Annotated in this window: 1 protein-coding gene and 2 pseudogenes; 2 read left to right on the top strand and 1 reads right to left on the bottom strand. The window is 43.6% G+C overall.

Annotated features, from left to right (window positions below; genetic code table 11):
• A pseudogene (locus RTW80_RS23135) lies at positions 1-428 on the bottom strand (S-methyl-5-thioribose kinase); the annotation flags it as partial.
• Positions 429-1227: 799 nt separating this feature from the next.
• Here RTW80_RS23135 and RTW80_RS23140 point away from each other — a divergent pair.
• Positions 1228-1482, top strand: coding sequence for a glycosyltransferase family 2 protein (locus RTW80_RS23140; protein WP_000788354.1), 255 nt, complete (start codon positions 1228-1230; stop codon positions 1480-1482).
• 1103 nt (positions 1483-2585) lie between these two features.
• Positions 2586-3600 (top strand): annotated as a pseudogene (locus tag RTW80_RS23145) (restriction endonuclease); the annotation flags it as partial.

Raw genomic sequence — 3600 nt, forward strand, 5'->3', positions numbered from 1 at the left:
TCTTCAGCTAGTTTAGGGAATTTTTTACCGTTAATCAGTTCCTTACGCAGAATCACGTGAGGAGTCAGATACTCCATGGCAAACAGCGCCATTTCCGGGTCGTAAAAATAGACCTGCGGAATCAGTGTGTGACCCGCGTACTTGGCTTCCTGACATAAGACGTTGTACTCAAAGCCCGCACGGCTCAGAGATAAAGGCCATCCTTCGCCCCCTGCACGAAGCCAGGGCAGAGCTTGTTTTACAATGATGGTTTTATGTGTCCCCTCAACGATAAACACCATGTTCAGGTTTCCGTCCCCCACTTCTGAAACTTTCCACTCTTCAGGTAACCCTCCCGGTTCGCATGAAGGGGTCAGTCTGGACGAGAGATAACCCGGCAGCGTGTCACATGTCAGCGGCTTGTAACCTGATGGAATTGAATCCGTCATAACAGTTCTCCTTGTCTACACAGAATGATAATCAACTTGTCATGTGACAACTATACATTATCAAATGTAAAATTATTTGTGACACATGTAGATTTTTTGAACTGTATAATATTAAAAATGATGTCGTATGGAGTCATGATCTTTACAGGAATCAGCAGAGGAAAACATCTATTATTACCATGTAATTCATGTTGTTATGTCGCAACAATAGTACTGCACGGGGAATTATTACGGGCAAACTTAGGCGAAAGGAAGTACTGAAGTGACAGAATAAATCACACTTTTTGTACATATGTACTTTTCTATTGTCTTTTGTTGTGGAAACAAATAGTGTTTGTCATGCCGATGCTAATAGACAGATAGATTCGAGGGCCAACAGCCCCATCATCATGATGGAGCAACAGAGGTGAGTCTAACGTTTCCGCACTTCTTATCGATCGGCACTAACGATCAATATCGATAAACTGATCTATCAAAACGATTATCTTTCTTGCAACCTGCCTGGTTATCCTTCTCTTACATTGCTCGCAGAAAAGCCCTTTTATTACGGTTAGTTATCTAGCTGAGACTTGCTACGCCCATTTTCCATGTACCCCAAATCACGAGGTCACAAAGGCGCGGAAAGATGAAGAGATGTGCACGTTGCAACAAAAAAAGAAGCGTCCTTGAACAGAGGCTCTCACTCTATAAAGAATTCTGCGACGAGTGCTTATTCGATATCGATGAGGAAATCAGGGAAAGAAGGATTATCACGATCAGACGCCTCAAAGATGACAACGAAAGAAAATCGTAGCTCAATATGAAAAATGGAATCGATGTCAGCGTCATTATCCCTGCTTACAACGCCGCTGAAACCAGCGTTAGTTTGGTTACTAAAATCCTCAGTGAACCCCACTTGGCTATTGAACTTATCATTGTCGATGACGGTTCTACTGATGAAACTGGCAACGTTCTTCGTCAAATCCACGATGATCGGCTCATTCTCATTGAGCAGGCCAATCAAGGTGTCTATGCCGCCCGAAATGCTGCTCTAGCCTTGCACCAAGGAGAATAGGTTATATTCCTTGATGCGGACGACGATATAGCAGATGGGTTCATAGAAAAAAGATGGCAGGCAGTTAGTACGTCGCAAGCCGACGTCATGATCTTTAATGGCTGGCATTCCTGTGCTGACCAACATCGAAGAGCGGTTCACAAAAAGCAGCCCTATGGTACGCCTCTGTCAGGTTATTAATGGATTAGACACTGTGTTACACACCGCGAATGGCCGCATTATCTGTGGCTGCAGATGGTCAGGCCATCCTATGTCAGGCAGCATTCACTGCGCTTCCAGTCCGGCAGGAGCCATAAAGACATTTTTTAAACGGTTCATCTTGCAGCGAGCAATGGTTGATTCTGTACATTGGATATAAAGGACTATATCTATATCAACAATAAGGCCTCTATCACACATCGGCCGGATTACTACGTTGTTCGTGCTATAAACTATGTTGAAGTGATCGCGAAAATCATCCAAGTAGCGGAACAAGAACAAAACAAAAAATAAAGGTATTTTTGTACCGGCATGCGCTGGTAGAGGCACGTCATTTTTTGGGACTCTACCGCAATCGCGTTGGGGATAAATCGGGCATGAAGGACTGCTTCAAAGCGAACATATTCGCAGCCCATTTATTCAGAGGTATCAGCAGTTTTAGCGATGTGTTTTTCTTTATTAAGCTGCTGGGCAAGCTATTCTGATAAGTTGTGCGTTGCTACACGACACCAGCGCACAGCTTAATTTCACGCTTTCTGACTAAATTGTTCAGGCCTTTTCTATAGGTGCAAACACAACTCCCCGTACTTTCCTCTTCCAACTCAAAATCATCGCACCTTGCTGACCCAAGAAGGGAGCATACCCTGCACTAGTATCCGCACAGCTAATACTCTATTGATACCAACAACGCTTCAGCACAACAAAGTAACTCGATAATCACAACTCAAAGTGAAGATGCCAAAAACTCGTTTGAGAGCAATAAATTCAATAACATGAAAAAAATGTATTTTGCATTGAAAATCTTACTTATTGCGCTTGGCTACAATTGAATGCTTGGTAATATAGATTATAAAACACCAGACTAGCTGCCTGGTAAGTAATGTAATAGCAGAGGAAATATCACGATGGATCTTGTAGATAGTGTCGAAGCAGGTAAGCTGACGATCAGTGAATTGATTGATGCCCTGGCGAAAGATAAAAATTACTCAGCTTCCAAGTGGGATCAGCGATACCGTGAATTTACGACCTTGCTACAACAAACCTCAACTTTTTCTGAACCTGAAACGGATGGTTTAGTCAAGAGGCTCTGGTATGAACGCGATAACGGTATTGCCAGTATTCGCCAGGGCGTTCCATCCTTAGCAGAATATCAGCAAAGCCTGCCACTGCTTAGAGAACTAACTGAACGAATTCGGCAACAGCCGGATGAAGAAACTTACCAATATGTTGGCAATGCACTACAACAAGCTAAAGAAAACGGACTTCTCAAGCGTATGTATAGGAGTTTGAGAAATCGCGTCTTTGCCGCGTTCTCGCCAGAAAACTACACCAGTACTGTGGATGAGAATGCTTTTAGTAAAGCAGCAGAATTCCTAAATCAGCACTTCCATCTCGGTCTGGCACTGACCGGAAATTGGTTACAGAAAAACTATGAATTGAAACAAGCCATACACGCCCAATCTCCTGACACAGATCCTTATTACGTGAATATGGCCATCTGGCATCTCTATGAATTGCTCCGTGAACGCGATAATGAACAAAAGCAGGAGAAAATAGCGAGCACTACATTCATAACCAGCAATGAGCCCATCGAGAACAAGATCATCCTACATTCACCAACTAACGTGATCTTCTTTGGCCCCCCTGGCACTGGCAAAACCTTCAGGTTGCAGCAAAAAATGAAAGAGTACACTTCTCATGCTGTTCCAGCTGATCGTGATGCCTGGCTGGATTCTCGCCTTGAATCGTTGAATTGGATGCAGGTTATAACGCTGGTGCTGCTCGATCTTGGGAAACGAGCCAAAGTTCGCCAAATTATTGAACATATGTGGTTTCAACGTAAGGCATTATTAAACGGTCGTAATGGCAACCTATCGAATACAGCCTGGGCAGCTTTGCAATCCTATACAGTTCCCGAGT

Source organism: Escherichia sp. AM3 (assembly GCF_032029835.1).
Taxonomy (GTDB): domain Bacteria; phylum Pseudomonadota; class Gammaproteobacteria; order Enterobacterales; family Enterobacteriaceae; genus Escherichia; species Escherichia coli.

Coding starts and splice junctions, on each gene's coding strand:
- RTW80_RS23140 (WP_000788354.1), top strand. CDS start 1,228: ATGAAAAATGGAATCGATGTCAGCGTCATTATCCCTGCTTACAACGCC.